The organism is Nesterenkonia flava (assembly GCF_031432335.1).
In the GTDB taxonomy this organism is placed as follows: Bacteria; Actinomycetota; Actinomycetes; order Actinomycetales; family Micrococcaceae; genus Nesterenkonia; species Nesterenkonia flava.
In genome coordinates, this window is record NZ_JAVKGT010000006.1 from 63015 (window position 1) to 84360 (window position 21346).

17 protein-coding genes, 1 tRNA gene and 1 riboswitch are annotated in these 21346 nt (G+C 67.5%); of the genes, 8 read left to right on the top strand and 10 right to left on the bottom strand.

The window, feature by feature from the left end:
- Positions 1-112: 112 nt before the first annotated feature.
- The 8 genes from RH857_RS03535 to RH857_RS03570 form a co-directional block, all read right to left on the bottom strand.
- Positions 113-1777 (bottom strand): dipeptide ABC transporter ATP-binding protein, encoded by a 1665-nt coding sequence (locus RH857_RS03535; protein ID WP_310536599.1) that lies wholly within the window; start codon positions 1775-1777, stop codon positions 113-115.
- Position 1778: 1 nt separating this feature from the next.
- A complete protein-coding gene (locus tag RH857_RS03540; protein ID WP_044493747.1) occupies positions 1779-2744 on the bottom strand; it encodes an ABC transporter permease in 966 nt (321 codons plus the stop codon).
- Positions 2745-2767: 23 nt separating this feature from the next.
- A complete protein-coding gene (locus RH857_RS03545; protein WP_310536600.1) occupies positions 2768-3715 on the bottom strand; it encodes an ABC transporter permease in 948 nt (315 codons plus the stop codon).
- A complete protein-coding gene (locus tag RH857_RS03550) occupies positions 3712-5379 on the bottom strand; it encodes an ABC transporter substrate-binding protein (RefSeq protein WP_310536601.1) in 1668 nt (555 codons plus the stop codon). Before RH857_RS03550 ends, RH857_RS03545 begins: the two co-directional genes overlap by 4 nt.
- 152 nt (positions 5380-5531) lie before the next feature.
- Positions 5532-6914 (bottom strand): NtaA/DmoA family FMN-dependent monooxygenase, encoded by a 1383-nt coding sequence (locus RH857_RS03555; protein ID WP_310536602.1) that lies wholly within the window; start codon positions 6912-6914, stop codon positions 5532-5534.
- Positions 6911-8101 (bottom strand): LLM class flavin-dependent oxidoreductase, encoded by a 1191-nt coding sequence (locus RH857_RS03560; RefSeq protein WP_310536603.1) that lies wholly within the window; start codon positions 8099-8101, stop codon positions 6911-6913. The genes RH857_RS03555 and RH857_RS03560 overlap by 4 nt, the downstream gene beginning before the upstream one ends.
- A gap of 14 nt (positions 8102-8115) precedes the next feature.
- Positions 8116-8226: riboswitch (SAM riboswitch) on the bottom strand.
- A 47-nt stretch (positions 8227-8273) separates the two neighbouring features.
- A complete protein-coding gene (locus RH857_RS03565; protein ID WP_310536604.1) occupies positions 8274-9485 on the bottom strand; it encodes an LLM class flavin-dependent oxidoreductase in 1212 nt (403 codons plus the stop codon).
- Positions 9486-9530: 45 nt separating this feature from the next.
- Positions 9531-10739, bottom strand: coding sequence for an ROK family protein (locus tag RH857_RS03570; protein ID WP_310536605.1), 1209 nt, complete (start codon positions 10737-10739; stop codon positions 9531-9533).
- 107 nt (positions 10740-10846) lie between these two features.
- Between RH857_RS03570 and RH857_RS03575 the strand changes: the two genes are divergently transcribed.
- The 6 genes from RH857_RS03575 (at position 10847) to RH857_RS03600 (ending at position 18002) form a co-directional block, all read left to right on the top strand.
- Positions 10847-12367: a sugar ABC transporter ATP-binding protein gene (locus RH857_RS03575; protein ID WP_310536606.1), complete on the top strand. Its 1521-nt coding sequence runs from the start codon at positions 10847-10849 to the stop codon at positions 12365-12367.
- Entirely contained in the window at positions 12364-13410 is a 1047-nt protein-coding gene (locus RH857_RS03580; RefSeq protein WP_310536607.1) for an ABC transporter permease, read from the top strand. Before RH857_RS03575 ends, RH857_RS03580 begins: the two co-directional genes overlap by 4 nt.
- A gap of 67 nt (positions 13411-13477) precedes the next feature.
- A complete protein-coding gene (locus RH857_RS03585; protein ID WP_310536608.1) occupies positions 13478-14530 on the top strand; it encodes a substrate-binding domain-containing protein in 1053 nt (350 codons plus the stop codon).
- An 11-nt stretch (positions 14531-14541) separates the two neighbouring features.
- Positions 14542-15870, top strand: a complete 1329-nt coding sequence (locus tag RH857_RS03590) for a Gfo/Idh/MocA family protein (protein WP_310536609.1) — start codon at positions 14542-14544, stop codon at positions 15868-15870.
- 5 nt (positions 15871-15875) lie between these two features.
- Complete coding sequence (locus RH857_RS03595) at positions 15876-16880, top strand: sugar phosphate isomerase/epimerase family protein (RefSeq protein WP_310536610.1); 1005 nt, start codon at positions 15876-15878, stop codon at positions 16878-16880.
- A 135-nt stretch (positions 16881-17015) separates the two neighbouring features.
- Positions 17016-18002, top strand: a complete 987-nt coding sequence (locus RH857_RS03600; protein ID WP_310536611.1) for a nucleoside hydrolase — start codon at positions 17016-17018, stop codon at positions 18000-18002.
- 4 nt (positions 18003-18006) lie between these two features.
- Here the strand turns inward: RH857_RS03600 and RH857_RS03605 are convergent, their stop codons facing one another.
- Complete coding sequence (locus RH857_RS03605; protein WP_310536612.1) at positions 18007-19365, bottom strand: aminotransferase-like domain-containing protein; 1359 nt, start codon at positions 19363-19365, stop codon at positions 18007-18009.
- Positions 19366-19520: 155 nt separating this feature from the next.
- Between RH857_RS03605 and RH857_RS03610 the strand changes: the two genes are divergently transcribed.
- A tRNA-Tyr gene (locus RH857_RS03610) sits at positions 19521-19602 on the top strand.
- 127 nt (positions 19603-19729) lie between these two features.
- Complete coding sequence (locus RH857_RS03615; RefSeq protein ID WP_310536613.1) at positions 19730-20110, top strand: thioredoxin family protein; 381 nt, start codon at positions 19730-19732, stop codon at positions 20108-20110.
- Between the two features lie 13 nt (positions 20111-20123).
- Here the strand turns inward: RH857_RS03615 and RH857_RS03620 are convergent, their stop codons facing one another.
- Entirely contained in the window at positions 20124-21182 is a 1059-nt protein-coding gene (locus tag RH857_RS03620) for a DNA-3-methyladenine glycosylase family protein (RefSeq protein ID WP_310536614.1), read from the bottom strand.
- Between the last annotated feature and the right edge of the window lie 164 nt (positions 21183-21346).

Consider the following 21346-nt stretch of genomic DNA (forward strand, 5'->3'; position numbering starts at 1 on the left):
TTGAGAATGGGATGTGTGATGACGGGGTTTTCGGAAGGGGTGGAACTCCAGGTGCTGAGGGAGTCCCAGCTGTTGAGCCAATACTGCCCGACCCACCAGCGCAGCAGCGCTCTCATGCCGTGACCTCCGCGATGTGGAGGGGAGCCTGCCTGCCAGAGATCGCTCCCAGCAGCTCCTGCGTATAGGAATGTTGCGGGTGCTCGAAGAGCGCGGCGGTGGGTCCTTCCTCTACGATCCGGCCAGCGCGCATGACAGCCACGCGATGGGCCAGGTGCCGCACCACGGCTAGATCGTGGGTGATGAACAGATAGGTCAGGCCCTGATCCTGCTGCAGCTCTGCCATGAGCTCCAGCACCTGGGCCTGGACAGAGACGTCGAGGGCGGAGACCGGTTCATCGCACACCACCAGATCCGGTGACAGGGCCAGGGCACGCGCGATGGCGACCCGCTGACGCTGCCCGCCGGAGAGCTCGACGGGCTTGCGGCCCAAAGCATGAGACGGAAGCGCCACTCGGTCCAGCAGATGCGCGGCAGTCTCCCGCCGCTGAGCTCTGGTTCCCACCGCGAAGGCGTCCAGCGGCTCAGTGATGATCTGCTCGATGGAGAACCGAGGGTCCAGAGAGGCATAGGGGTTCTGGTAGATCAGCTGCGCGCGCCGTCGCAGCTGACGCCAGTCCCCGTGCCGCAGGGCGGTGATGTCCTGCCCGTCGAAGAGGAGTGTGCCGGCGTCGGGCTTCTCCAAGCCCAGCGCGAGCTTGGCGGTCGTGGACTTTCCTGAACCGGACTCGCCTACCAGGGCCAGAGTCTCGCCCCGGGCCAGGGAGAAACTCACGCCGTCAACTGCCCGGATGCTCTGACGCGGCTCGCCGCGGCGGGCCGGCAGAGTGAAGCTGCGGCACAGTCCCTCGGCACGCAGCAGCACCTCAGGCTCCTCCGGCAGGGGTGCAGGGGCCCACGCTGGTTCGGTGAGACCGGGGGCGTTGGCCACGAGCCGACGGGTATAGGCATCCTGCGGAGAGGTGAGCACCTCAGCGGCGGTGCCAGACTCCACGATCTGCCCGCGGCTCATCACCAGGATGCGGTCCGCGCGGTCGGCGGCGACCCCTAGGTCGTGGGTCACCAGCAGCACCGCGGTGCCGCGGGCGGCGGCGAGATCGTCCAGATGGTCCAGAATGCGCCGCTGCACGGTGGCGTCGAGGGCAGAGGTGGGCTCATCGGCGATGAGCAGGTCCGGATCCCCGGCGATCGCGATCGCGATCAGCACCCGCTGACGCATGCCGCCCGAGAGCTGGTGAGGATACTGGCGCAGGCGCACCGCGGGACGATCGATGCCGGCCTGGTCCAGCAGCTGCTGGGCCTGCTGCCGCGCCGCGGCCTTCGAGATCCTGCGGTGGGCGCGTATGGCCTCCATCACCTGATGGCCAATGGTGCGCACCGGGTTCAGGCTCACGGTGGGGTCCTGCGGAATCAGCCCGATGCGCGCACCCCGCAGACTGCGGAACTGGTGGTCGCTCCAGCGGGTGATGTCCTCACCCCCGTAACGGATGGTGCCGCCGGTGAGACGGGCGTTCTCCGGCAGCAGACCAATCAGTGCGTGGGAGAGGGTGGACTTGCCCGATCCGGACTCGCCCACGAGGGCGACTTTCTCCCCGGGACCAATGTGCAGGTCGGCGCTACGCAGGGCGGGGACTGCGCCGACGGCGGTGAGGTACTCGGAACAGAGACCGCGGACTTCCAGGAGACGTCGCGAGGTGCTCGGGTTGAGCTGCTCGGTCATCTCAGAACCTCCTGCGCTCGCCGCCCAGAGCGTGGGCGAGACGGTTGATGGATAGGACTGTGGCTGCGATGACCAGACCGGGCAGGGTGGTCAGCCACCCGGCGGCAGCCATATAGTTACGGCCTTCGGAAACCAGTGAGCCCCATTCCGGGGCAGGCCGGGGCGCGCCGTAGCCGAGGAAGCTCAGGGCCGAGACCGCCAGGATCGCCATGCCGAATTCCAGCACGGCCAGGGCAAGAATGGGGCCGGCGGCGTTGGGCAGCACATGTCTGCGCAGGGTGGTGTGCCAGCGCGAGCCCAGGGACCGGGAGGCCTCCACAAAAGTGGACTGGCACACGCGCAGACTCTGGGAGCGGGCGATGCGCGCGAAGGTCGCGACCGAGCCGAGGGCTACCGCGATCGCCACATTGGTGGAACCGAAGCCCAGGGCGGAGATCAGTGCCAGCGACAGCAGCAGCGAGGGGATGGCCAGCAGCACGTCCACGACCCGCATGATGGCCTGATCGATCCACCCGCCCAGAAAACCGGCCGCGACGCCGAATATTCCCCCCGAGATCAAAGCGATGACGACGGCGATCAGTGCCGTCCGCAGCGATAGTGAGGTCCCGTGCACCACCCGGGTATAGAGGTCCCGGCCGAGGTGATCGGTGCCGAACCAGTGGGCGGTGCCCGGAGGCTGCAGCGCCTGCGAGCTGTCACCGGTGTAGGGGTCTCCCGGGGCGAGCACTCCCGGCGCGAAAGCCGCGGTGAGCACCAGCAGCAGGAACAGGGCGCTGAGGAGAAGCCCGGGCCTGCGCAGCCAGCGGCGGGTGCGCCCCGCTTGGCCCTGAGCGGGGGAACGTTCGCGCCCGCCACGGTCCGGTCTGCCGGGGACGGTCTGAAGGGTCGCGGGCTCGGGTCGGGGTTCTGAGGGATCAGTGCCCGGCAGCTCGGGCTTGAGGGCGGAGGGAGCAGCGATCTGGGTCATGGTGGATTCCTTAAGGCGTGGCCCTAGGCGTAGGAGCGCCCTACGGTGACGCGGGGGTCGGCCAGGGGTAGCAGCAGATCAACAATCAGGTTCGCGGCGATGAAGACTACGGCGCCGAAGAGCACCACCCCCTGAACCACGGGCAGGTCCTGGAGAGTGACCGCCTGCACCGTCAACTGCCCCAGGCCAGGGCGGCTGAAGACGGTCTCGACGATCACTGAGCCAGCCAGCAGGTTTCCCGCGATGAGCCCCACCATGGTCAGTGAGGGGAGGGTCGCATTGCGCAGCACGTGTCCCAGATGAACATGGAGCCGGCTGATGCCCTTAGCGCGAGCAGTGGTGACGTAGGGGTCGAGGGCGGCTTCCTGCAGGGACTTGGCCAGCACCTGGGCCACCAGTGCACTGATGGGCAGTCCCAGGGTGAGAGCGGGCAGCACCAGAGAGCGGATCCCGTCATCGCCTATGGCGGGGAAGATGCCCCACTGGAAGCTGAACCACTGAATGAGCACCAGTCCGATCCAGAAGGTGGGCAGCGAGACCGCAACGGGCGGAATGCCCAGCAGCGCCTCGCGCAACCAGCCAGAGTGCGTGTAGGTGGCCACCAGGGCAATGCCGCCGCCCAGCACCAGGGCGATCGCTAGTGCCGCTGCGGAGAGCTCCACGGTGGGGAGCAGGACCTGACCCACGGCAGTGCTCACCGGCTGACCGGTCTGGACCGAGGTGCCCAGATCTCCCTGAACTGCGGCCCACAGGTGGGAGGCGTACTGGAGGGGCAGCGGGTCGTTGAAACCGTAGGCCTCCCGCAGTTCTTCGAGACGCTCGGCGGAGACTGCCCCGTTGTCGAGGCCGCCTGCCAGCATGGCCGAGACCGGGTCTCCGGGAATGATGTAGAGAATCGCGAAGGTCACCGTGTAGGCGGCCCACAGCACCCCTGCGGCCAGCAGCACCCTCAGAACGATGTAGCGGGTCATTGTTCTGCGTCCTCGATCCACACGTCGTTCAGATGCACGCGTGACCCGGAGTCGAACCGCACTCCGTGCACCTCGGCGCGGGCGGCAAGCACCGTGGTCAGATCCACCACGGGAATCTCCAGGTATTCAGTGACCAGATGCTCCTGAGCCTGGGCCACCAGCTCGGCGCGCTCCTGGGGGTCCGTGGCGGCGGCCTGCTCGAGAAGCAGGTCATCCAATGCGGAGGGCTCCAGGCGATAGCTGTTGGCGAGATCGGTGTGATAGGTGGTGCGCAGAATGTCGGGATCCGCCCGGGTGATGTTGCCCCAGTTGGTCTCGAAGGTCCCCTCGCTCAAGTGGGTCTGCCACTCGGCGACCTGACCCTCCTGCAGGCTAACACCGATGCCGACGGCGGCCAGCTGCTGCTGGATCAGCTCCAGGGTGGGGGCGTTGGTGGCCGCATTGTTGAACCAGAGAATCTCAAACTCCAGGGGCTCACCGTCGCGCTCCCAGCCGCCGTCGTCGGTGCGTTCGTAGCCCGCCTCAGCGATCAGCTGGTCGGCGCGCTGCGGGTCGTGGCCCAGATGCTCGGAGAGGTCTGCGTGGTCGGGAGTGGTGGAGGACAGGATGCTCGTGGCAGCAGGCGTATCCGCGGTGTAGACGGTGCTGACGATTTCCTCGCGGTTGATGGCCAGCGAGATCGCCTCGCGAACCTCCTCATCGGCGAAGACCTCCAGATCGTGGTTCAGACGCAGTCCGAAGGCAATTCCAGGATTGGTGCGCGCCAGCAGCTGGGCTTCGGCCGCCTGCAGCTGAGCCTCATCCTGCGGAGCGATGTTGCCGATGACGTCGACCTGGTCGGACTGCAGGGAGCCCGCGCGGACACCGGACTCCGGCACCACTGTGAACTCGATGCCGTCCAGATAGGGTTCAGACTGGTTCTCCCACAGGGAGGATCCCCAGTCATACCCTTCGCGCGCGCTCAGGGAGATCGAATCGTTGGGCGTGTAGCTCTCCAGGACAAAAGGACCCGAGCCGATGACGGACTCGCAGCGTACGTCATCTCTGGCGGCGACGGTGTCGGGGTGCAGAATACCCAGGGTGTGAGTCGAGGTGGCCTGCAGGAACTGGGCGCTGGGTTCGGCGAAGGTGACCGTGAAGGTCCGCTCGTCCACGATCTCGGTGCCCTCGTAGCCCTGTAGGTATCCCCCGATCAGCGCAGCGCGAGCCCCCAGGTCCAGAGCACGGTCAAAGTTGGCCGCCACCGCTTCGGAGTCTACGGGGGTGCCGTCGGAGAAGGTCGCCCCCTCCTGCAGGGTGAAGGTGAACTCCGTGGCGTCGTCGTTGATCTCCCACTCCTGTGCCAGCCAAGGGACGATCTCTCCGGTCTCCGGATCCTGGTCGGTCAGGGAGTCCACGAGCTGACGCGTGGAGTAGATGGAGTCATTACTGCCGACCTGCTGGGGGTCGATGCAGCCGGCGTCGGAGCCCACGGCGAAGCGCAGGGTTCCTCCGGAGACGGGATCTCCGCCGCCATCAGCTGCGGGGGACTGAGCTCCGGCACCCCCGCAGGCGGTCAGCGCGAGGAGGGTGCTCACTCCAATGCCGGCTCCCAGAGCGCGCAGGCGCGAGCCGGAGAAGGGGCGGTGAGGGGTGCGAGAGTGTGGCGGTGGTGCAAGAGTCATGATGTGGGTCCTTCTGCGTCGGCCTGTGCGGGGCGCAGACCGGGTGCGGGTGGGGCTGACGGTGAATGGGATTCACAGGGTGAGCGGGGAGACGGGCTTCACCGGGCTGGCATGCAGATCCCGGCGAAGCCCGCCCCGTGGGGCAGGAGAGGTCAGAGGCCGGCCGACGCGAAGACAGGCGCGTCGTTCTCGGCGCTCTCCTGCCTGCTCGGCGGCGCAATGCCGAGCAGGTCTCGGAGCGTGGAGCGCTCGGGGTAGTCAGTGCGCAAAGCACCGCGCTCCTGCAGGATCGGCACCACCTTCTCGACAAAGGGCGCCAGGCCGGCAGGGGTGATGTGCGGGACCAGGATGAAGCCGTCACAGACGTTGGTGCTCACGGCCTCGATCAGGGCGTCCGCGACCGTGGAGGGACTGCCGATGAGCGATTGCCGCGCCTGTGTGGCAATGACGGTCTCGCGCAGACTCAGTCCCCGCTCACGAGCCAGGCGGCGCAGCGCAGCGATCTCGGCGTGGACGTCGTCGTGCTCGCGAGCCCGGCCGGCAAAGAGCGAGGGCCCTTCGGTGTCCGGCTCGATGTCCGGCAGCGGCCCGTCCGGGTCATAGGCCGAGAGGTCGCGGTTGAAGAGGCGCTCCAGAATCAGCAGCGCGGTCTGTCCGCTGACCTGCTGACTGCGCACGTGGGCGGCGAGCTCCTCGGCTTCGGCATCGGTGTCACCGATGACGAAGCTCACTCCGGGCAGGACCTTCAGGTTCTCCGGGTCCCTGCCCGCCCGGGTGGCGCGCGCTTTGACGTCGGAGTAGAACTGTCTCCCCGCCTGAGGCGTGCTGTGACGGGTGAAGATCGCGTCAGCATTGCGCGCAGCGAAGTCTCGCCCCTGGTGCGAGTCCCCCGCTTGGAAGATCACCGGGCGGCCCTGGGGCGGACTCGGCACAGCTGGCCGGCCGGTGATGTCGAACTGGCTGCTGCGGTAGACGAACTGCTCAGGCTCCCGCCCCTGCCAGGAGTCCCAGATCGCTGCCGCGGCGCGGACGAACTCTTCAGCTCGGACGTAGCGCTGATCGTGGGGCAGATAGCCGCCGCGGCGGAAGTTCTCCCCGGTGAAGGCGTCGGAGCTGGTGACCACGTTCCACGCCGCCCGACCCGCTGAAAGGTGGTCCAGAGTCGCAAACTGGCGGGCCACCTCATAGGGCTCGTTGAAGGTGACGTTGATGGTGCCCGCCAGGCCCAGGCGCCTGGTGACCGCTGCCAGTCCGGCCAGCACCGGGAGCGTGTCGGGGCGCCCGACGACGTCGAGATCGTGGATCTTTCCCTTCTGCTCCCTCAGTCGCAGCCCCTCGGCGAGGAACAGGAAGTCGAACCTGCCGCTTTCAGCGATCTGCGCGAAGGTCCGAAACGACTCGAAGTCGATGTGGCTGCCGGAGGCGGGATCGGACCATACGGTGGTGTTGTTCACGCCCGGGAAATGGGCGCCCAGGATGACCTGGGGCGGTCCGTCCTGACGAGTGTAGGTGCCGGTGCGCGTGCTGGTGCTCACTGCTGGCCTCCTGCCAGGGCCGGGGCGTAGCGGTTGACGGCCTGGTTCAGCCCCAGCCGCTGCCGCAGGGTGAGGGGCGTTTCCGGAGCGGCTGCCAGAACGCCGGCGCTGCGCAGGGCCGGAAGCAGAAGCTCAGAGATGGCCGCCACGTCTTCCTGGTGCTCGGCGGGTTTTAGCCGCACGCCGTTGAAGCCAAGATTCCGGTAGGTGCTGATGGCCTCCACAGCGCCTGCCGGGTCAGTGACGAGAGCGCCGTCATCGAAGTCGCCTGCGGACTCGGCGAGACTCTCCAGAGTCTCCCAGCGCCCTCGGGCCTGCGGCAGCGAGTCCTCCAGAAGCACGGGCAGATCGGCATAGACCTTCAGCGGGGGAAGCCTTCGGGCGAAGAGTGCCTCAACTGTGCGGACCTCCTCGAGAAGCTGTTGTGCTCGTCCGGGGGAACCGGGCTGGAGGAACAGGATGTCTGCACTGGTGGCCGCTGCTTTGATCACCGGTTCGCTCTGTCCCTTGTAGGCCACGGGAAGCTGTCCCTGCGGCGGGCGCGGTGTGATGGAGGGAGCCTTGACCGAGAAACGGCTGCCTTCGTAGTTGATGTAGTGCAGCTTCTCGCGGTCAATGAAGCGGCCGGAGGAGACGTCGCGGATCTCAGCGTCGTCCTCCCAGGAGTCCCACAAGCGGCGGACGACGTCGACCACCTCCTCCGATTCGGCAAAGAGTGCCGCGGCCCGGGAAGCGGAGCCTTCAGGATGGAGCTGCGGATCGGGGTGGCCTCGCCCTACCAGCTGGGCCTCAACATCGGTGATCGAGACCTCGACCTGCCATCCGCCGCGGCCGGTGCTGATGTGATCGAGGGTCGCCAGGTTCTTGGAGACGTGAAACGGCTCGGTATGGGTAGTTGTCAGAGTGGGAATCAGCCCGATGCGTTCGGTGCGGGCTCCCAGCCAGGAGGCCACTAGCGAGGTATCGAGCCGACCCCTGCGGTGCAGTCCCAAGGAATCCTCAAAGGTGACGAAGTCGGCCTCTCCGCGTTCTGCGACCACGGCGAGCTGGCCCCAGTACTCCGCGGTGAAGATCTCCGCCGTGTCGGCAATCCTGAACCAGGAACCGGGATGCCAGCCGGTGTCCCGCAGGCTGATGCCCAGATGAAAGCCGCCGTCGGCGGCGTCTGACAGTGATGTGCTGCTCATTGTGGCCTCCGTAGTGTTCACACTTGCTCCTGCGTGCGCAGGAGCCTTGTCATCACCTGGAGCACCCCACTGTGAAAGAGGGTTGCTGTCCGGCCAGCCAGGGCTTTCCACCGGAACTCGTGACACTGTCACGCTAACACCGTTGGCGTGAACATAAAATAAATATTTCGGTTTATGTACGCGGGGCCTTTGCATCCCATGACTCGGCCAGCAGCTCATAGGAGCGCAGTCGCGCCGCAGGGTCGTGGGTGATGGTGCTGATGAGCAGTTCATCGGCGCTCGTGGCGCGCTGGAGAACCCGCAGGTGCTCGATGACCTCTCCGGGCGTGCCCACGAACCTGGTCCGTACGCGGTCCTCCACCAGGCGGCGCTGGTCCCCGGTGAGGGCTGCAGCCTCACCGGGGCGGGGATAGGGGATGGCGCCTTCGCCGCTGCGGATGCTGTGCACCCATGTGTCGTAGCCGTGAGCCAGGCGCTCGGCCTCGGTGTGAGAATCCGCCACGAGCACCTCTGCTGAGACCATCACGGTGGGGCGCTCCAGGTGCTCGTGCGGAACAAAGTGGGAGCGGTAGTGCTCGACGGCGTCGAGGGCGTTCGAGGGGGCCACGTGATAGTTGGCACCGAAACGCAGACCCCTCCTTCCGGCCGCCTCCGCCGATTCGCCGGCAGAGCTGCCCAGCACCCAGACTTGCGGCGTGCCGTCCGTGTCCTGGGTGGCATCGGGCAGAGGCGAGCCGCTGACCTGCGCCGTGTGGTCTAAGAAACTGCGGACCTGGTCAATGAACTCAGCGTAGGGAGGGCTATCCGCGGGCGGGGCAAGCAGCTCGGCCGTTGCGGCGTAGCGCTCGGAAGCAAGCAGGTGACTCAGGTCCGGCGCCGCGGGAAGTAGTAGTCCCTCCGTGCTGATGCGGTCTCGGGCCGCATGGGTAAGCGGCTGTGTCGGAGGCCTGCCTCGCGGGGTGTGCGCGGAGGCGGACCCTGCAGAGGGCCTCTTGCCGTGGGGCGGACGTCGCACCGGACTGCGCCCCAGGCCCAGATCAATCCGACCAGGCAGGGCAGCCTGAAGCAGGGAGAACTCCTCTGCGATGCTCAGCGCGCTGCGGGCTCCGGCCAGTACGGCTCCGGAGCCTACGCGGAGGCGAGTGGTCACACTTCCGGCCAGGGCCATCACGAGCGCGGGGGAGTAGCCCATTACCCCGGGATTGAGGTGATGCTCGCCGAACCACAGGCGGTGGTACCCGTAGTCCTCGGCCCGGCGCGCCAGCTCCAGGCTGGCGGCCATCGCCTCCTCCGGTCTCTGGCCGGCTGATCGCGGGACTAGATCAAATACGTTCAGCACAGTGTTCACGCGTATGCTCCTGGAAACGGTCGTTTCCCTGAACATATACCAACGCCGTCGGCACGCGTCGGCGTTGTGTCACACGGCGTATTAACTCAGCAGAGCGTTCACCTGCGGAGCGGCCAGCATGTGATGGGTCACCATCGCGGCGGCGCCCAGCACGCCCGCTCGGCCGCTGGTCTGCGTACCCACGATCCGCAGGTGCTGAGTGGCGAGCGGCAGGGAGCGGGAGTAGACGGTCTCCCGGATGCCCGCCAGCAGGTGCTCCCCGGCCGTGGCCACCACGCCCCCGATGACGATGACGGAGGGGTTGAGCAGGTTGACGCAGCCGGCCAGCACGGAGCCGACGTCCCGCCCGGCCTGCCGCACGGCCCGCACGGCCTCGGGCTCACCGTCGCGCACGAGCTCCAGCAGCGCCGCGTGGTCGGGCACGTCCAGGCCTGATGTGCGCAGTCGTGCGGCGATCGCCGGACCTGAGGCAACCGCCTCGAGGCAGCCGCTGTTGCCGCAGGTGCACGGGGCATCATCGCCCCCGGGTACTGCGATGTGCCCCAGGTCTCCGGCGGCTCCTTGAGCGCCGTGCTGGAGGTGGCCGTCGCTGATGATGCCCGAACCGATGCCTGTGGCGATCTTCACGAACATCATGTGATCCACCTCCGGGTGGACCATGGTGTGCTCACCCAGGGCCATGGTGTTGACGTCGTTGTCCACCAGCACGGGCACGGGCAGTCGCTCGCGCACGTAACCGGGAACGTCGAACCCGTCCCAGCCGGGCATGATTGGTGGGCTGGTCGGTCGGCCGGTGGTGAACTCCACGGGTCCGGGCAGGCCGATGCCCACTCCCAGGACGCCTGAGGGGGACTGCTCCGCCTGGGCCAGCAGGCGCTCGGCGGTGTCGGCAACGGCATCCAGAACCGCGGCCGGTCCCTGTGAGATGGCCAGGGCGTGGTCCTCCTCGGCCAGAATGTGCCCGCTCAGGTCGGTGACGGCCAGCCGTGCGTGGGTCCCGCCGAGGTCAACGGCGACTGTGCAGCGGGCCCCGGGGTTGAGGATGAAGGTGGAGGGTGGGCGCCCGCCGGTTGAGGAGGACTCACCCGCGGGGGCGATCAGCGAGGAGGCCAGTAGCTCTTCGATGCGCGAGGAGACCGTGGACCGTGCCAGCCCGGTCATGGATGCGAGCCAGGCCCGCGTATGGGGCTGGCCGTCTCGGAACAGCTGAAACAGGCTTCCTGCACTGTTGGGCAGGGCCGGTGACTCAAGGGTGCCTGCTGAGGCGATCTGCTCCGGGACCTGTGGCATGAATGACAGTAAACCACCGGCACTTCTGCATGGTCTAACGCACAGATATGTCGACTACAGAAAAACTTTTGCTTGACGCTCGTCATAAGTAGCCCTAGATTGTGATCATGGTCACAGAGGACCGGCAGCCTGAGCTGCTGCGCATGAAGGGCATCGTTAAGCACTTTCCCGGTGCCAAGGCTCTCGACGGTGTGGACCTGATGGTCCGGCCGGGCGAAGTCCACTGCCTCCTGGGTCAGAACGGCGCCGGAAAATCCACCCTCATCAAAGTGCTCGCGGGCGTGCACCAGCCCGACGCCGGCGAGATCCACTGGCAGGGGGAGCAGGTCACCCTCTCCTCGCCAATGGCTGCTCTGCGCCTGGGAGTGGCCACGATGTATCAGGAGCTGGACATCGTGGCAGGGCTCTCCGTGGCGGAGAACATCTTCTTAGGCCACGAACTCGCCTCGGGCGGGGTGCTTCGCCGTCGTGAGAGTCACCGCCGCGCCCGGGAGCTCATGGCCCGGCTGGGCCACCCGGAGATCCCCGTTCATCAGGAGTGTGGGCGACTTCCCGCTGCGGGGCAGCAGGTCGTGTCTATGGCGCGGGCCCTCTCCTATGACGCGCGACTGATCATCATGGACGAGCCCTCAGCAGTCCTGGACCCCGAAGAGGTGGAGAACCTCTTCCGCGTGGTCCGTTCGCTCACCCGCCAGGGAGTCGCCGTCGTCTACATCTCTCACCGGCTGGAGGAGATACGCCGAATCGGTGACCGGATCACCGTCCTGAAGGACGGCTGCACCGTTGCCTCCGGGCTGGAGGTGGCCCAGACTCCGACGCCGGAACTCATCTCCCTGATGACTGGACGCCACGTCACCACGGACTTCGGCGGCGCGCCCACCGGGGCGATCGAGCAGGAGCCGCTGCTGAGTGTGGAGGAGCTCACGGTAGAGGGGGTCTTCGAACCTGTGTCCTTCCAGGTCCGCCCGGGGGAGATCCTCGGGCTCGCGGGGCTGGTCGGCGCGGGCAGGTCGGAGATCCTCGAAGCCGTCTACGGCGCCCGCCGACCCACCTCCGGCGTCGTCACCGTGGCCGGACGTCGTCTCCGGCCGGGATCTGTGCCTGATGCAGTCTCCCACGGCGTGGGTCTGGCGCCGGAAGAGCGCAAGAGCCAGGGGCTGCTGCTGGATGAGCCGGTCTACCGCAACATCACTCTTTCAACCTTCTCCCGGTTCGCGCGCGCCGGGCTCCTCTCAGAGTCGGCCGAACGTTCCGCAGCCCGTGAGCAGGCGGAGTCCCTGAGCATCTCGCCACCGGATGTGGAGCGCAGGATTCGCACCCTCTCAGGCGGAAATCAGCAGAAGGCCATGCTGGCCCGCTGGCTGGTCCACGGCTGCCAGGTGCTGCTGCTGGACGAGCCCACCCGAGGAGTCGACGTCGGCGCCCGTGCGGAGATCTACACCCTCATACGCGAACTGACCTCCCGAGGCGCTGCGGTGCTGCTGGTCTCCAGCGAGATCGAGGAGGTCCTCGGCCTGGCCGACCGCGTGCTGGTCGTGGCAGACGGGCGAGTCGTCCACACGGGGCCCGCCACCGAGATCGATGAGTCCAGAGTCCTTGACCTTGTCATGGAAGGAAGCCAGGCATGAGCACCAATACCAGCGCCGAGAGCGGACCGCAGCAGCCCTCCGTGGACCGCGATCTCAGTCCCGCGGGGCCCGCGGATGCAGGACCCCGGCGAACCCGTCTGAGCGTCGGGCACAGCCTCGGCCTGATCCTTGCGCTCGCCGCACTCATCACCCTGGGCGTGCTCACCGGTGGTGACAGGTTCGTCAGCCTCGACAACCTCATGGTCATCCTGCGGCAGGCAGCGGTCATCGGCGTCATCAGCATCGGAGTCACCTTTGTGATCACGGCCGGAGGAATCGACCTTTCGGTGGGATCGGTCATGGGCCTGGCCACCGTCTGGGCCTCCACGCTGGGCACCCAAGCGCTGGCCAACGACTATCACTGGAGCCTCATGGTGCTCACCGCACTCGCGGTGGGCGCGGGGGCCGGCATCATCAACGGGCTCATCATCGCCTATGGGCGGGTGGTGCCGTTCATCGCCACCCTGGCGATGCTGGTGGCTGCGCGAGGCTTCGCCGAGGTGATCTCTGGTCGCCAGACGCAGATCGTCAGAGTTCAGGGCTTCCTCGACGCGCTGCGTGGAGACGTCCTGGGGATTCCCATCATCGTGTGGATCTTCGCCCTAGTGGCGGTGGCCGGATGGTTCCTGCTGAACCGCACCACCTTCGGACGCCGCACCATCGCCATCGGCGGAAATCCCGAGGCAGCTCGCCTGGCCGGTATCCGTGTTGACCGGCATCTGGTCGCTGTCTTCGCCCTGGCCGGACTGTGCGCCGGCATCGGTGCGGTCATGATGCTCTCCCGCACCACCGCCGGCTCCTCCACCCACGGCTATCTGTATGAGCTGGACGCGATCGCCGCAGTGGTCATCGGCGGCACGCTGCTGGTCGGCGGGCGCGGCACCATCTTCGGCACCGTGCTGGGCGTGATGGTCTTCGCCGTGCTGACCAACGTCTTCATCCAGAACAACCTCGATCAGTCCGTCCAGGCACTGGTCAAGGGCGCCATCATCGTCCTCGCCGTGCTGCTCCAGCAGCGCTTCGCCCGCGACCGGCGCACCTGAGGTGTGCTCGTCGCAGTCCGCTCGTCCCTCACCACGCACCATCCACGCAAGGATTCAAGGAGGAATCATGTCCCGCTCAACCCGCCGCTGGTGGCTTACTGTCACCGCGCTCACCTCAGCTGCCGTGCTTGCCACCGGCTGCCTGTCCAACGACCCCGAGACCGCCAGCGCCGACTCCGACGCTCCCCCGGAGGCCGCCCCGGCCGGGGACAATGCTGAACCGGGAGAGGACGTCGTCATCGGCTTCTCCGGACCGGCCGCCGGCCACGGCTGGATGGGTGCCATCACCCAGGCCGCCGTCGAGCAGGGGGACCAGTTCGAGGATGTGGATCTACGGGTCTCCGAGGGCACGGATGACGTGAACCTGCAGATCAGCCAGATCGAACAGTTCATCAACGACGACGTCGACGCCATCGTCGTGCTTCCCTTTGACGGTGCGGCGCTCACGGAGGTCGCGACGCAGGCGATGGAGGCCGGCATCCCCGTGGTGAACGTGGACCGCGAATTCTCCAGCCCCTTCGCCGCCCGCACCACCATTCTGGGCGACAACTACGGTATGGGCGTCTCAGCGGGCACCTATATCTGTGAGCGACTGGGAGACAACCCCGACGCCGTCGTCGCGGAGATCGCCGGCATCGACTCCCTGCCCCTGACCCAGGAACGCAGCCAGGGCTTCGAGGATGCGCTCTCGGACTGCGGGCTGGAGGTCTCCAACCGCGTAGCTGCCGACTTCACCGTCCAGGGCGGCGAGTCTGCCGCATCGAACCTGCTGCAGGCAGCTCCCGAAATCGACGCCATCTGGAATCACGACGACGATCAGGGCGTGGGCGTGCTGGCGGCGATCGAGAATGCCGGACGCGACGAGTTCTTCATGGTCGGCGGCGCCGGCTCAGCCAACATGATGCGCGAGATCCAGTCCGGAGAGTCCGTTGTAGAGGCCACGGTGATCTATCCCTCCACTCAGGCCGCCGACGGGATCAGACTGGCCCGCCTGCTGGCCCAGGGACGGGCGATGGGTGATCTCGTCCAGGTCGAAGTTCCCCGTGAGATCCAGCTCTACGCTCCCGTGGTCACTGCGGAGAACGTCGAGCAGTACCTGCCCTACGCCTTCGAGTCCTAGGAGACTGCACCATGACCGGCACCTCCCCCCAGCCGCTGAAGGTGGCGATGATCGGCTACGCCTTCATGGGCCGTGCCCATTCCCAGGCGTGGCGCACCGCAGGTCGCTTCTTTGATCTGCCCCTGGACCCGCAAATGAGTCTCCTGGTGGGCCGGAATCCCGACCGGACCCAGCAGGCCGCGGCCCAGCTGGGGTGGTCAGAGACCACAGGGGACTGGCGCGAGGTGATCGAGCGCGACGATATCGACGTGGTCGACATCTGCACCCCCGGGGACTCCCACGCCGAGATCGCCCTGGCCGCGCTGGAGGCGGGAAAGCACGTCATGGTGGAGAAGCCAATGGCTAACTCGGTGGCCGAGGCGGAGCAGATGGCGCGGGCGGCTGACCATGCAGCCGCCCGCGGCGTCCGCTCTATGGTCGGCTTCACCTACCGGAGGGTTCCCGCCCTGCAACTGGCCCGTGAGCTCATCGCCGAGGGGCGCATCGGTCAGGTGCGCCAGGTCAGGGCCCAGTACCTGCAGGACTGGCTGGCGGATCCGAGCTCACCGCTGACCTGGAGACTCCAGCGTGAACGCGCAGGGTCGGGGGCACTGGGCGATATCGGTGCCCACATCATCGACCTGACCTGCTTCCTCACCGGAGAGCGGTTCGCCGGGGTCTCCGGAATGCTGGAAACTTTCGTGTCCGAACGGCCCCTGCCGGCGGAAGCGAGTGCGGACGGCAGCGAGCACAACGGGACGGGGCTGGGGGGCCGGTCCGGCGAGGGCTACGGGGCGGTGACCGTCGACGACGCCGCTCTCGCCATGGGTCGCCTGAGCTCGGGGGCCCCTGTGGTGCTGGAAGCCTCTCGCTTCGCCTGGGGGCGAAAGAACGCCATGCGTATCGAAGTCACCGGCAGCCTGGGCGCCCTCAGTTTCGATTTTGAAGACATGAACGTCCTCCACGTCTACGACGCGGGGGAGCCGGGACGGACTGCCGGGTTTACGCGGGTTCTGGCCACTGAGCCGGACCATCCCTACGTTCAGGCCTGGTGGCCTCCTGGACACGGGCTCGGCTACGAGCACGGATTCACCCATCAGGTGGTCGACTTTGTTCATGCCGTCGCCGCAGGCGAGCAGCCCACACCCTCCTTCCAGGAGGGCCTGCACGTCCAACGCGTGTTGGACGCCGTCGAACGCTCCAGCGCTGAACGCAGCACCTGGACGCCCGTGGAGACGGACGGGGACCCCGCCCCCGATCCGACCGGGCAGGCACTGCACGGCGACAGCGCTGTACCGTCTGTCCGCGAGAACTCGCGGACCTCTCACGCACGCCAGAACTCCCCGACCGAACGGAGCTGATTACTATGTCCCGACCCATCACCCTGTTCACCGGCCAGTGGGCTGACCTGCCCTTCGAGGAGGTGGCGCGCCTGGCGGGCGAGTGGGGCTATGACGGCCTGGAGATCGCCTGCTGGGGGGATCATCTGGATCCGTGGCGCGCCGCCGATGATGATGAGTACGTCCAGAACAGGCTGGACATCCTCGCCCGGAACGGGCTCAAGGTCTACGCGATCTCCAACCACCTCAAGGGGCAGGCGGTCTGCGATGACCCCATCGACGCCCGTCACCGTGACATTCTGCCGGACCGCATCTGGGGCGACGGGGGCCCGGAAGGGGTGCGTCAGCGCGCGGCCGAGGAGATGAAAATGACCGCGCGGGCCGCTGCGCGCCTGGGGGTCACCACGGTCACCGGCTTCACCGGCTCCGCCATCTGGAAGTACGTAGCAATGTTCCCGCCCGTCTCTGAGCAGCTGATCGACGCCGGCTACCAGGACTTCGCCGACCGGTGGAATCCGATCCTCGACGTCTTCGACGAGGTGGGTGTGCGGTTCGCCCACGAGGTGCACCCCTCCGAGATCGCCTACGACTACTGGACCACGCAGCGGGCGCTGGAAGCCATCGGGCACCGCGAGGCCTTCGGGCTGAACTGGGATCCTTCCCACATGGTCTGGCAGGACATCGACCCGGTGGGCTTCCTGTGGGATTTTCAGGACCGGATCTATCACGTGCACTGCAAGGACACGAAGCGTCGGCTGGTCAACGGACGCAACGGCCGGCTCTCGTCGCATCTGTCCTGGGCGGACCCGCGCCGGGGGTGGGACTTCATCTCCACCGGGCGCGGAGACGTGCCGTGGGAGGATGCCTTCCGGATGCTCAATGCCATCGACTATCGAGGCCCGCTGTCCGTAGAGTGGGAGGACGCCGGGATGGACCGGCTCCTCGGGGCGCCCCAGGCGCTGGAGTTCGTGCGCACGCACGCCTTCGCGCCCTCGGCGGCAGCCTTCGACGCAGCGTTCTCCCGCCGCTAGCATTCGTGGTGGGAGCACGCGCTGGGCACGGGGATGTGGTCCCCAGTGGTGTGATGTACCATTCGGTTCAATGCACTGTGAAGACCGTGCGTGGCCTCAAGGCTGCGTACGCCGTCGCGAGGGGACCTCCAACGAATGAACGCTCAGAACACCGCACCCGAGACCAAGAAGCAGCGGGTCATCATCGACACCGACACCGGGCTCGATGATGCTCATGCGATCCTCTATCTGCTGGCCCAGCAGGACGTCGAGGTCATCGGCATCACCACGGTTTTCGGCAACTGCTATGTGGAGGACTCCGCCAAGAACGTCGCCACGGTCCTGAAGGCAGCGGGCCAGCCTCATATTCCGATCTACGGAGGGGCCGGCGAGCCTCTTCAGGGGGAGGCCTCCATCGGATGGTACGTCCATGGACGTGACGGCCTCGGTGACCGCGGGCTGGAACGGGTTGAGCCGCAGCTGCAGGAGGAGAGTGGCGCCGAGTACCTGGTGCGGATCGCCAATGAGCACCCCGACGAGGTCGACCTGCTCGCTCTGGGTCCCCTGACCAACCTGGGGCTGGCCTTGCAGCAGGATCCGCAGCTGCTGACCAAGTTCCGCAGCGTCGTCGTCATGGGCGGAGCAGGTCCTTACCCGGCTCCGGGGGAGGCCGTGCTGGTGGATGCCAACACCGCCAATGACCGCACCGCCGCCGAGCTCGTCTTCACTCTGCCCAACGCCGGGAAGCTGACCATGGTGGGGGTCAACGTCACCAACCGAGCCATCCTCGATGAGGATGCCCTGGCGCAGCTGCGGGCGCTGCCAGGTCCCGTGCCGCAGCTCTCTGCCGAGCTGCTGGATGCCTACAATGACTTCTACCAGTCCAAGTGGGGCCGACGAGTCTCTGCGGCCCATGACGGACTGGCCGCGGTGATCCTGCACCGCCCCGACGTCGTCACCGCCACGATGACCGGGCCCGTGGACTTCCACCGTCTCAGCGAGGGGCTGGCCACCCGGGTGGCCCTCACCGCCGACGGTCAGCCGGTGACCTCCGGCACTCCCGAAGGCGCCCAGATCCGCGCGGTGACCGGCTTCAACTTTGCGGAGTTCCGCCAGCTCTTCCTGGCCGCCCTCTGCGTCTGAGCATTCAGACGAGGCTGGTCCGCAGAGTGCCCTGCCCCGCCTGGGCGATGAGGGCCGCGAGTTCGGACAGCTTCGCGGGGTCCTCCGGCAGCTGGGCCACCGTGAGGCGCAGCCTGCCCGCTGAGTCCTGCCGGGACTGGCTCGGCTGAAGGTACGACGACGCCGCCACGTCAACGATCACGCCCTGGCCCGAGAGTGCCAGGGCGGCTGCCGACTCCTCCGGCACCTCCACCCAGACGCTCCAGCTGCCAGGCCCGCTGGTGGCCTTCAGCCCGGCGTCGCTGAACGCCTCCAGGGCCAGGCGGCGGCGCGCCGCGTACTGCCGCTGTGCCTGGCGCATCACGTGCTGGGCACGGGGCTCGTTGAGGACTGCGGCCAGCGCCAGCTGAAGAATGCGGCTGTTGGAGCCCAGGCCTCCGGCCCGCAGGGCCGCCGCACGCTCCAGCAGCCGTCGGGGGCCGGCAAGCACCGCGGTGCGCAGATCCACGCCCACGGCCCGGCAGAAGGTCAGCACGCGGACCGTTCGCTCGGGCACAAGCTCGCCCAGGCTGGAGGCCTCCGCGGCCAGCGGCCCCAAAGGTTCATCCTCAATGAGCAGCGTCTCGGTACCGGAGAGGACCTCCGCCAGCTGCTGTGCGCGCTCGGCGGTCAGCAGATGCCGATCGGAGAAGCCTCCGGCGGGGGAGTGGATGAATGCCGTCGCGCCCGCCCCCAGGGCTTCGGCGAGCGATGAGGGAATGGGGCCGTCGTCGTCGGTCTCCACTGCGACAGTGGCCACACCGAGCTGGCGGATAGTGTCCAGCACGCCGGGGGAGGCGGGGGTCTCGACGGCCAGCATCGCGTGCTGCTCGGCGGTCGCGGCCTGCAGTGTCAGCCACAGGGCTTCGCCGCCCCCGCCCGCGCTCATCCACGCCTCAGGGGTGAACGGCACTAGCGGCGCCACCGCCCGGCGCAGCTCCTCGACCATGTGCTCGCGCCCCCACGAGTTGACCGAAGGGTGCTTGAGGGCAGAGGCGAAGGCCTCCTCAAGCGGAGGCAGCAGCGCCGGATCCGGGCTGCCGAAGCGCAGGTCGATGGTGTGGAAGCCCTCGAAGCCAGCCGCTCCTGCGGCCGCGGCGTCGACCACGCGGGTGCCTCCGCGCCGCCGAGTCTCCACCACCTGCTCGTCACGCAGAATCCCCCAGGCCTGGGCCACGGTGCCTACGCTGACACCCAGCTCCTGGGCCACATCGCGAACAGTGGGCAGGCGGGTGCCGGGCGCGAGGGCGCCGTCGGTCACGAGATCGCGGATCTGCTCGGCAATCCCGCTGGGGGTGCGGTGGGTGACGCGCTGGGCGAGCGCGGCCGCGTCGAGGTTGGTCACACGGATCCTCCGGTTCTGGGCATCGGTCCTTGCGCTGGACCAAGGAGGTCAGGTCGCCACACAGCCTACTCCCCGCGCGCGAAAGAGCCGGATTCGAGAATTTTCTGTGTCTTCGGTAAAGTTGTCAGGTGCCTTGCGCATGGAGGCACAGCCTCGGCGGATTACCCGAGCGGCCAAAGGGGGCTGACTGTAAATCAGCTGGCATTGCCTACGGGGGTTCGAATCCCTCATCCGCCACCGGTCAGCAGCAGGCCCGGCAAGCATCGTCTTGCCGGGCCTGCTGCTTTTTATTCCAGGCTTCGCGTGCGGCGTAAACGCCCGTTGCGCCTGACATCCTTCCGTGTGCTCCCGTAGCGTGGCGTTCATGGCTACTACAGACATCACGGCAGACGATTTCCAGAAGACTCTGGATGAGAGCGACATTCTCCTCATCGACTTCTGGGCCGACTGGTGCGGACCCTGCAAGCAGTTCGCCCCCGTCTACGAGCAGGTCTCCGAGCAGCACCCCGACGTGGTCTTCGGCAAGGTCGACACCGAGGCCGAGCAGGAGCTCGCAGCCGCGGCCAACATCACCTCCATCCCCACGTTGATGGCCTTCCGTGAGAAGGTCCTGGTTTTCGCCCAGCCCGGCGCCCTGAACGCTGAGCAGCTCGGCGGAGTCGTGCAGGCCGTGAAGGACCTGGACATGGAGGAGATCCACAAGCAGATTGCCGAAGAGCAGCAGGGCGAACAGCCCCAGGCCTGAACCCCGGCGGACATCACCTGCCGCGGTGGTCCTCCGGGGCCAGCTTGGGTCCCATCCGCTGGTGCTGGAAGCCTGAGAGCTTCAGCAGCCGCACAATCCGCTGGCGGTGAGGGCGGAACGGCTCCAGCAGGGCGAGCATGCCGTCGTCGTCGGTGCGCCGTCCCGTCAGCGCCTCTCCGACGAACGCGCTGAGGTGGTAGTCGCCCACGGCAGGCAGATCAGCCGCGCCGTGGGAGCGCTGCAGGGCCTCGGCCACGGTCCATACACCGATTCCAGGTATGGCGGTGAGCTGATCCGCCAGCTCCTGCACATCGAAGGTATCCACTGGCGTGCTCAGGCCGAGGCGGTGCACCGCTGCGGCACGGGCAGCCATCCGCTGCACGGTTGCCGAGAGGGGCGGCTGGACCCAGAGCCGGTGCCACTCCCAGGAGGGGACGGCGCGCAGCTGCGACGCTGTGAGGGGAAGCCGCATCCACTCCGGTGCCGTTAGTGCTGCGGTGCCGGGTGGACGGTCCCCGTGGCGGCGCAGCAGATTCCGCCAGGCGTACCGCGCCTGGTCATGCGTGACCTTCTGCTCAAGAGTGGCAGTGACCAGCTCGTCGAACAGGGCTCCGGTGGCGGGCAGTCGCACCCCGGGGTGGCGACGTCGAACCTGAGCCAGCGTGAGCGAGATGCGGTCACCCAGGGCATCCAGCAGGAACTCCAGGTCCTGCCAGTCGTCTTCACAGCCCAGGATCCCCGCCGAGCGGTGCATCGCCGCCTGCGCCGCGGACTCGCTGCTTGCGGCGACGCGTACGCGCACCTGGGAGGGATCCAGCTGGTCCAGGCGCAGCGTGGCCTGCCCCAGCTCGCTCGGCGGTGAGGTCGCATCCTCCATGGTGTAGATCCGCAGGCACAGCCACGCTCCTGCACCCGGGGTTCCGCGCGCCCCGCCGAGGAACTCGCCCGGATCGATCCGGATGGAGGGATCGGCGTGCCCGCGCTGCAGTACGCCCAGAGATCGGGGCAGGTCGTAGGGCGAACCCAGGTCCACAACGGTCTCGTCGTGCACGGCAGTAGGGGCTAACGTCATCCCCACCAGCGTCGCACATCTCGCTGACAGTGCCCCCTGCGGGGTACGGCGGGCCCTGCGGAGGCGGCCTCCCGTTCTCTCGTGCAGCTCGCCCACGCGGTGCTCCTGGGGTTGTGGCGCTGCTTCCGCAGTTGAGGTCAAGAATCAGTCCCTGGACCGGGGCA

Excerpts from the sequence above, each read along its gene's own strand:
- RH857_RS03535 (WP_310536599.1), bottom strand. The coding sequence starts at position 1,777 with ATGACCGAGCAGCTCAACCCGAGCACCTCGCGACGTCTCCTGGAAGTC.
- RH857_RS03540 (WP_044493747.1), bottom strand. The coding sequence starts at position 2,744 with ATGACCCAGATCGCTGCTCCCTCCGCCCTCAAGCCCGAGCTGCCGGGC.
- RH857_RS03545 (WP_310536600.1), bottom strand. The coding sequence starts at position 3,715 with ATGACCCGCTACATCGTTCTGAGGGTGCTGCTGGCCGCAGGGGTGCTG.
- RH857_RS03550 (WP_310536601.1), bottom strand. The coding sequence starts at position 5,379 with ATGACTCTTGCACCACCGCCACACTCTCGCACCCCTCACCGCCCCTTC.
- RH857_RS03560 (WP_310536603.1), bottom strand. The coding sequence starts at position 8,101 with ATGAGCAGCACATCACTGTCAGACGCCGCCGACGGCGGCTTTCATCTG.
- RH857_RS03565 (WP_310536604.1), bottom strand. The coding sequence starts at position 9,485 with ATGTTCAGGGAAACGACCGTTTCCAGGAGCATACGCGTGAACACTGTG.
- RH857_RS03570 (WP_310536605.1), bottom strand. The coding sequence starts at position 10,739 with ATGCCACAGGTCCCGGAGCAGATCGCCTCAGCAGGCACCCTTGAGTCA.
- RH857_RS03575 (WP_310536606.1), top strand. The coding sequence starts at position 10,847 with ATGGTCACAGAGGACCGGCAGCCTGAGCTGCTGCGCATGAAGGGCATC.
- RH857_RS03580 (WP_310536607.1), top strand. The coding sequence starts at position 12,364 with ATGAGCACCAATACCAGCGCCGAGAGCGGACCGCAGCAGCCCTCCGTG.
- RH857_RS03585 (WP_310536608.1), top strand. The coding sequence starts at position 13,478 with ATGTCCCGCTCAACCCGCCGCTGGTGGCTTACTGTCACCGCGCTCACC.
- RH857_RS03590 (WP_310536609.1), top strand. The coding sequence starts at position 14,542 with ATGACCGGCACCTCCCCCCAGCCGCTGAAGGTGGCGATGATCGGCTAC.
- RH857_RS03595 (WP_310536610.1), top strand. The coding sequence starts at position 15,876 with ATGTCCCGACCCATCACCCTGTTCACCGGCCAGTGGGCTGACCTGCCC.
- RH857_RS03600 (WP_310536611.1), top strand. The coding sequence starts at position 17,016 with ATGAACGCTCAGAACACCGCACCCGAGACCAAGAAGCAGCGGGTCATC.
- RH857_RS03615 (WP_310536613.1), top strand. The coding sequence starts at position 19,730 with ATGGCTACTACAGACATCACGGCAGACGATTTCCAGAAGACTCTGGAT.
- RH857_RS03620 (WP_310536614.1), bottom strand. The coding sequence starts at position 21,182 with ATGACGTTAGCCCCTACTGCCGTGCACGACGAGACCGTTGTGGACCTG.